This is a genomic window from Streptomyces sp. NPDC096040 (assembly GCF_040303265.1).
GTDB lineage: Bacteria > Actinomycetota > Actinomycetes > Streptomycetales > Streptomycetaceae > Streptomyces.
Map to the genome: position 1 here is coordinate 27,685 of NZ_JBEOTA010000051.1, position 7,661 is coordinate 35,345.

Sequence of the window (7,661 nt, forward strand, 5' to 3'; positions counted from 1 at the left end):
GCCTCCATGGAGCTGGGAGCGCTGGTGTGCACGGCGAAGAACGAGACGTGCCTGCGGCGCCCTCCGCAGCGGAGGGCGCCCTTCTCTCGTACCTGTGTCAGACGTCTTCCCGCCGTACCGACAGCAGGTCCTCCAGCTGTTCCTCGCGGGCCTGGGCCGCGACGAAGAGGAGTTCGTCGCCCGCCTCCAGGGAGTCCTCGCTGGAGGGGGTGAGAACCCGGGTGCCGCGGATGATCGTGACCAGGGAGGTGTCCTCGGGCCACGCCACGTCGCCGACCTGGGTGCCGGCCAGGGCCGACTCCTCGGGCAGGGTCAGCTCCACCAGGTTCGCGTCGCCGTGGCTGAAGCGGAGCAGCCGGACCAGGTCGCCGACGCTCACCGCCTCCTCGACCAGGGCGGACATCAGACGGGGCGTCGAGACGGCGACGTCCACGCCCCAGGCCTCGTTGAACAGCCACTCGTTCTTGGGGTTGTTGACCCGGGCGACGACGCGCGGAACGCCGTACTCCGTCTTGGCGAGGAGCGAGACGACCAGGTTCACCTTGTCGTCGCCCGTCGCGGCGATCACGACGTTGCAGCGCTGCAGCGCCGCCTCGTCCAGAGAGGTGATCTCACAGGCGTCGGCGAGCAGCCACTCCGCCTGCGGGACCCGCTCCACCGAGATGGCGGTCGGGGCCTTGTCGATCAACAGGACCTCGTGGCCGTTCTCCAGCAGCTCGCCCGCGATCGAGCGGCCGACGGCGCCGGCTCCGGCAATGGCGACCCTCATCAGTGACCCGCCTCCTCTTCCGGACCCCCGGCGAAGGCGGCCTCGACCTTGTCGACGTCGTCCGTCCGCATCATCACATGCACGAGGTCGCCCTCCTGCAACACCGTCTGCGAGGTGGGCAGCATCGCCTCACCGAGCCGGGTCAGGAACGCGACCCGGACGCCGGTCTCCTCCTGCAACTTGCTGATCTTGTGGCCGACCCACTTCGGGGAGGCGTGCACCTCGGCGAGCTGGACCCCGCCGGTGGGGTCGCGCCACAGCGGCTCCGCACCCGAGGGCAGCAGCCGGCGCAGCATCTGGTCGGCGGTCCAGCGGACCGTGGCGACGGTCGGGATGCCGAGGCGCTGATAGACCTCGGCCCGGCGCGGGTCGTAGATACGGGCCGCGACGTTCTCCACGCCGAACATCTCGCGGGCCACCCGGGCCGAGATGATGTTCGAGTTGTCACCGCTGGAGACGGCGGCGAAGGCGCCGGCCTCCTCGATGCCCGCTTCGCGCAGGGTGTCCTGGTCGAAGCCGACCCCGGTGACCCGGCGACCGCCGAATCCCGGGCCCAGCCTGCGGAAGGCGGTGGGGTCCTGGTCGATCACGGCGACCGTGTGCCCCTGTTGCTCCAGGGTCTGGGCGAGAGCGGAACCCACTCTGCCGCAGCCCATGATGACGATGTGCACGACCGTCCTTCCGGTGTCCAAAAGTTAGTGCTCAGCCCCATCAGGGTCTCAGACCGACGCCAAAGCTACACACGCACCGTCCCGGCCGGGCACCCCTGTGCCACGCTCAGCGCCGAGTGATGCTGCGCACGCTCCAGGCAGTGAGGATTCCGAGGCCGACGAGGGTCACCGCGGCACCGATCAGCTCTGCGGTCGCAGGCATGAGACCTCCGAAGTGCGATGACAGGCGGGGTCTGCCATCTAGGCACGGATCGGGCGTAAGCTGCGGAATCCGCAGTTCCAGCCGTCACCTTTTTCACTCGGGAGGCAGATCACGCCCCGCGGCTGGAGCCCTGCCAGGTGGAAGGCCTACGATCCTCTCTCGTGTCCAAACTGACCGACGTGCCCAAACGGATCCTGATCGGGCGCGCACTGCGCAGTGACCGGCTGGGCGAAACGCTCCTGCCGAAGCGCATCGCACTCCCCGTCTTCGCCTCCGACCCGCTGTCCTCCGTCGCCTACGCGCCGGGGGAGGTCCTGCTGGTCCTGTCCATCGCGGGCGTGTCTGCATACCACTTCAGCCCCTGGATCGCGGTCGCGGTCGTCGTGCTGATGTTCACCGTGGTGGCCTCCTACCGGCAGAACGTCCACGCCTACCCGAGCGGCGGCGGCGACTACGAGGTCGCCACCACCAACCTCGGGAACAAGGCCGGCCTCACCGTCGCGAGCGCGCTGCTCGTCGACTACGTCCTGACCGTCGCCGTCTCCATCGCGTCCGGCATCGAGAACCTCGGCTCGGCGGTCCCCTTCGTCGTCGAGCACAAGGTCCTCTGCGCGGTCACCGTGATCGTGCTGCTGACCCTGATGAACCTGCGAGGCGTGAAGGAGTCCGGCAAGCTCTTCGCGATCCCGACGTACGTGTTCGTCGGCGGCGTCTTCATCATGATCGCGTGGGGCGCGTTCCGGGGCCTGGTCCTCGGCGACACCATGCGGGCCCCGACCGCCGACTACCACATCAAGGCCGAACACCAGGGCCTAGCGGGCTTCGCCCTGGTCTTCCTTCTCCTCCGCGCCTTCTCCTCCGGCTGTGCCGCGCTCACCGGTGTCGAGGCCATCTCCAACGGCGTCCCCGCCTTCCGCAAGCCGAAGTCGAAGAACGCGGCGACCACGCTGGCCATGATGGGCCTGCTGGCGGTCACCATGTTCTGCGGCATCATCGTGCTGGCCATGGTCACCAAGGTCCGCATGGCCGAGAACCCGGCCACCGACCTGCTCCACAACGGCGTCGGGCTCGGCTCGGGCTACGTCCAGAACCCGGTGATCTCCCAGGTCGCCGAGGCTGTCTTCGGCAAGGGCAGCTTCCTGTTCATCGTGCTCGCCGCCGCCACCGCCCTGGTGCTGTTCCTGGCGGCGAACACGGCGTACAACGGCTTCCCGCTGCTCGGCTCGATCCTCGCCCAGGACCGCTACCTGCCGCGCCAGCTGCACACCCGCGGCGACCGCCTCGCCTTCTCCAACGGCATCGTGCTGCTCGCCGGTGCCGCCGCGCTGCTGACGGTGATCTACGGCGCCGACTCGACGCGCCTCATCCAGCTGTACATCGTCGGCGTCTTCGTGTCCTTCACGCTCAGCCAGACCGGCATGGTCCGGCACTGGAACCGCCACCTGGCGACCGAGAAGGATCCCGCCAAGCGCAGCCACATGATCCGCTCCCGCGCGATCAACACATTCGGCGCCTTCTTCACCGGCCTGGTGCTGGTGGTCGTCCTGGTAACGAAGTTCACGCACGGCGCCTGGGTGGCGCTCCTCGGCATGTGCATCTTCTACGCGACGATGACCGCGATCCGTAAGCACTACGACCGGGTCTCCGAGGAGATCTCGGCCCCCGAGGAGCCCGACGACGACCTGGTCCGCCCCTCCCGAGTCCACTCGGTCGTCCTGATCTCCAAGATCCACCGCCCCACCCTGCGCGCCCTCGCCTACGCCAAGCTGATGCGCTCGGACACCCTGGAGGCGCTCACCGTCAACGTCGACCCGGCCGAGACGAAGGCGCTGCGCGAGGAGTGGGAGCGGCGCGGGATAGACGTACCGCTGAAGGTCCTCGACTCGCCCTACCGCGAGATCACCCGGCCGATCATCGAGTACGTCAAGGGCCTGCGCGCCCAGTCCCCGCGGGACGCGGTCTCCGTGATCATCCCGGAGTACGTCGTCGGCCACTGGTACGAGCATCTGCTGCACAACCAGAGCGCCCTGCGCCTCAAGGGCCGGCTGCTGTTCACGCCGGGTGTGATGGTGACCTCGGTGCCCTACCAGCTGGCGTCCTCGGAGGTGGCGAGGAACCGGGCCCGCAAGCGGCAGGAGTGGAACGCACCGGGCGCGGTACGACGCGGGCCGGCCGAGCACCGGCCGAAGGAGCCCAGCGGCAGGAACTGAGCGGATCAGGAGCCCCGGGGAAGGACGTAGACTGGTGGGCTGTCGTCGGCCCACGAGCGGCCCTTCCCCCCTCTCTCTGATCTGGAGTCCCCCCACCATGCAGGAAGAACCGAAGAAGTCGCTGGTGGGGACGGAGTACGAGGTCGAGGTGGGCCCGGTCGCGCACGGCGGGCACTGCATCGCCAGGACCGCAGAGGGCCAGGTGCTGTTCGTCCGGCACGCGCTGCCCGGTGAGCGGGTCGTGGCCCGGGTGACCGAGGGCGAGGAGGGGGCCCGCTTCCTGCGCGCCGACGCGGTCGACATCGTGGACGCCTCCAAGGACCGCGTCGAGGCTCCCTGCCCCTACGCCGGCCCCGGCCGCTGCGGCGGCTGCGACTGGCAGCACGCCAAGCCGGGCGCCCAGCGCCGGCTCAAGGGCGAGGTGATCGCCGAACAGCTGCGGCGGCTGGCCGGCCTGACGCCGGAGGAGGCGGGCTGGGACGGCACGGTGATGCCCGCCGAGGGCGACAAGCTGCCGGCGGGCGAGGTGCCGCAGTGGCGCACGCGCGTGCAGTACGCGGTCGACGCCGACGGCAACGCGGGACTGCGCCGGCACCGCTCGCACGAGGTGGAGCCGATCGAGCACTGCATGATCGCGGCGCCGGGCGTCAGCGAACTCGGCATCGAGGAGCGCGACTGGTCCGGCATGGTGGCCGTGGAGGCGATCGCCGCGACCGGTTCCCAGGACCGCATGGTGATCCTGGAGCCCCGCCCCGGCGCCCGCCTGCCCCTCGTCGAACTCGACAAGCCGGTCTCGGTCCTGCGGGTGGACGAGAACGACGGCGGCATCCACCGCGTCCACGGCCGCGCCTTCGTCCGCGAACGCGCCGACGGCCGCACCCACCGCGTGGGCAACGGCGGCTTCTGGCAGGTCCACCCGAAGGCGGCGGACACCCTGGTGACGGCGGTGATGCAGGGCCTGCTGCCGCGCAAGGGCGAGATGGCGCTGGACCTCTACTGCGGTGTCGGCCTGTTCGCCGGCGCCCTCGCCGACCGCCTCGGAGAGAAGGGCGCGGTGCTGGGCATCGAGTCAGGCAAGCGAGCGGTTGAGGACGCCCGCCACAACCTGGCCGACTTCCCGCGTGTCCGCGTCGAGCAGGGCAAGGTCGAGTCGGTCCTCCCGCGCACCGGCATCACCGAGGTCGACCTCATCGTCCTCGACCCGCCCCGTGCGGGCGCGGGCCGCAAGACGGTGGACCACCTTTCGTCGCTGGGCGCCCGCCGCATCGCGTACGTCGCCTGCGACCCGGCCGCACTGGCCCGGGACCTGGCGTACTTCCGGGACGGGGGGTACCGGGTGCGGACACTGCGGGCGTTCGATCTGTTTCCGATGACGCATCATGTGGAGTGCGTGGCGATTCTTGAGCCTGCTGCCAAGGGCGCCTGACGTGCTGTTTCATGGCTGATGCGGGATGCTCGACCTGTTACCCCTCACGTATCCGGTCGAGCAGACAGCCTGTCTACGGCGGCTGTCCTGACCTCCGGTTTTACGTGAATTGGCGAGCCTGTCCACCCAGGCTGTACCGGGCGTCTCATGACTCTTGACTGCCAAGCTCCGGCAGCGCGGACTGTCGTTCGCGTGCTACTTGCGGTTTCTCTACATCGGGCGCTGACGTCACGTTCGGCTGCTGGGGCAGCAGTGTGAAGGCGACTGACTGCTTTCCTACCTGCTCATCTGTGGCTCTTGCTCTGATCGCTTGCAGGTGTGATCTCATCGGACGTGATCAGTCGTTGTCCGGATCATCGGCCTCTTCGAGGAGACGGATCGCGAGTTCGTCGGCCCACGCCACGGCCCAGGTGCGGAGCGCGAGGATGGTGGCGTTGTCGAGACCGTAGGCGGCGAAGGCTTCGTCGTCGGTCCACTCGGCACCTGTGAGGTTCGACTGCAGATCTTCACGCTCAAAGCGGCCTCGGGCGTGGCGGCGGCCGAACTCCTCGAGCTCGGCATTGGTCCAGCGGCGGGAGGCTGCGAACACGTCGATCAGGTCGCGGGGCGCTCCGCGGTCGGCGAGGGCGCGGACCTTGGTCCCGATCACGTCCTTCTCCGCGAGGACGGGCCCGTACGGGCTCTGGGTGACCGGCCGCCAGAAGATCTCCTTGAGGATGTCGACCTCGCATTCCTGCCCGGTGACTGGGTCGGACACGGTGAAGCGGGCAGACAGGGGGGCAGTCTCCAGCGCTTGCACCTTCCAGCCGCGGGCCTCCAGGCCGGCGCGGAGGGTGGCCGCGATGTCGGCCATGGGCGCCGGGTTCTGTGAGCGCCAGTGGATACGGGGAGCCGAGCGCGATCACATCCGCCAGGAGCCGCGTGTGCAGCTCCGGCATGTCCGTCACGCGGCTGCCCGGGTGCGGGAGGCGAGCTGGGGGAAGGCGCCTTCCCATACGGTGCGCACGGTGCGGCCGACCAGGGTGCGCAGCACCGGCCACAGCTGGAGGAGCAGGTCCTGGTTGAGGTAGCGGGGCAGGTCGTCGCGCAGACCCTCGTGCAGGACGGTGCGGTACAGGCCCATTAGATGGCGAGGCTTGCTCATGTCGTACGAGGTCATCCCCGACCAAGCCATGTGCAGCGGCAGCTCCACGACCCCTTGGGTAGGGCCGCGCAGCTCGTCCAGCGACTCCGGCAGACGCCGCCGGAACTTCTCCCGATACAGCGCGAGGTCCTCGGCGACCGGGTCGGGGAGGCCGCTCGGCGCGGGGTGCCGTGGGCTGGAGGGCATGGATCCATTATGGCGGCCGGAGAAGTGGCGCGGGTCATGATGCTGGAGCCTGCGTCCGGAGTGAGCAGTAGCGAGATCGTCGTGGAAGCCTGTTCCGCCCGAAGAGGAGGGGCGGCCTGTTGGGCATGACGCTCGGTCGGCGCTCTGGGCGTCCGCAGGCCGGGCAGCGAGCCGAGGAACCGGATGTGACCTGGGCATTTCCGTGACTCGCTCAGGCCGACATCATTCCGATGACGCATCATGTGGAGTGCGTGGCATCCTTGAATCGGTCGGGAAAGGCGCCTAATGGGAGCTGTCGGGTCGTAGAGACTCGATGCCGTAGCCGCCGGTAGGTGAGCACTTTCGTCGCCGGAAGCATCCGACTTCTGGGGTCAGACCGTGCCCCTGCTGGTCGACCGGGAGGCCAGACCGTTGATGGGGTGGCGTGCCCGCCGGACAGTGGGGCGTGAGCACTGGATCCATTAGGCCGCGTGCTGCGCCTTCCGCGAGCACGGCGGGGCACGCCGATCTCCCTGGATGCCACACCGGCTCCCGAGGGGATCGTCCGGGCGGCCATGAGACTGCTCCCCGGAGTATGACTCGAGTCCTCGGTCCCGCATCGGCCCGGAGACATGTTCAGGGCCGGCGCCGACGGCCTCGGTGCCGGTTCGGCCGCGCCTTGGCCGCCCCTTCCGCTGCCGCATCCCGCTCGCCCTGCGCGAGACCCCCCGCCCATGACTGCGCGAACGCGGGCTCGTTGCCGCCGTTCCGACCGCCGACGCCCAGGCGGACGCGTGCAACTGCCGGCGCCGGTTGCGAGGGCCCGCGGCTGACCGGCTGGCTTTCCTCGGCCGACGACCACCACCCCGCGGGGCTGGCTGCCGAAGAGATCGCTCTCAAGGCTTCCGCCGACGCCTGCCCCGCCCCGCAGCCGTTGCCCTGGCCGCCACCGTGCCCGCTGTCGCTGTTCCCGTCTGTGTGTCCTGTCGGTCGGCTGATACGACCAGGGCTGCGAGGAGTGTGGTGACTGGTACGGAGGCGACGAGGCCGATCGAGCCGACGAGTGTGCGGACG

The 7,661-nt window shown here is 69.5% G+C and carries 5 protein-coding genes and 1 pseudogene; 2 read left to right on the forward strand and 4 right to left on the reverse strand.

The window, feature by feature from the left end:
* Positions 1–97: 97 nt before the first annotated feature.
* Together ABTY98_RS39360 and ABTY98_RS39365 are read right to left on the reverse strand one after the other, a co-directional pair.
* Positions 98–769 carry a potassium channel family protein gene (locus ABTY98_RS39360; protein ID WP_352225959.1) on the reverse strand — a complete coding sequence of 224 codons (672 nt, stop codon included), beginning with the start codon at positions 767–769 and terminating at the stop codon, positions 98–100.
* Positions 769–1,440, reverse strand: coding sequence for a potassium channel family protein (locus ABTY98_RS39365; protein ID WP_352225960.1), 672 nt, complete (start codon positions 1,438–1,440; stop codon positions 769–771). The genes ABTY98_RS39360 and ABTY98_RS39365 overlap by 1 nt, the downstream gene beginning before the upstream one ends.
* Positions 1,441–1,803: 363 nt before the next feature.
* On the opposite strand from ABTY98_RS39365, the gene ABTY98_RS39370 reads away from it, so the two are divergent.
* Both ABTY98_RS39370 and ABTY98_RS39375 read left to right on the forward strand, forming a co-directional pair.
* On the forward strand, positions 1,804–3,852 hold the full coding sequence (locus ABTY98_RS39370; protein ID WP_352225961.1) for an APC family permease: 2,049 nt from the start codon (positions 1,804–1,806) through the stop codon (positions 3,850–3,852).
* Positions 3,853–3,949: 97 nt separating this feature from the next.
* Complete coding sequence (locus tag ABTY98_RS39375; protein WP_352225962.1) at positions 3,950–5,278, forward strand: class I SAM-dependent RNA methyltransferase; 1,329 nt, start codon at positions 3,950–3,952, stop codon at positions 5,276–5,278.
* A gap of 337 nt (positions 5,279–5,615) precedes the next feature.
* On the opposite strand, the pseudogene ABTY98_RS39380 reads toward ABTY98_RS39375, so the two are convergent.
* Together ABTY98_RS39380 and ABTY98_RS39385 are read right to left on the reverse strand one after the other, a co-directional pair.
* Positions 5,616–6,216, reverse strand: a pseudogene (locus tag ABTY98_RS39380) (nucleotidyl transferase AbiEii/AbiGii toxin family protein).
* Between the two features lie 5 nt (positions 6,217–6,221).
* Complete coding sequence (locus ABTY98_RS39385) at positions 6,222–6,608, reverse strand: hypothetical protein (RefSeq protein WP_352225963.1); 387 nt, start codon at positions 6,606–6,608, stop codon at positions 6,222–6,224.
* Between the last annotated feature and the right edge of the window lie 1,053 nt (positions 6,609–7,661).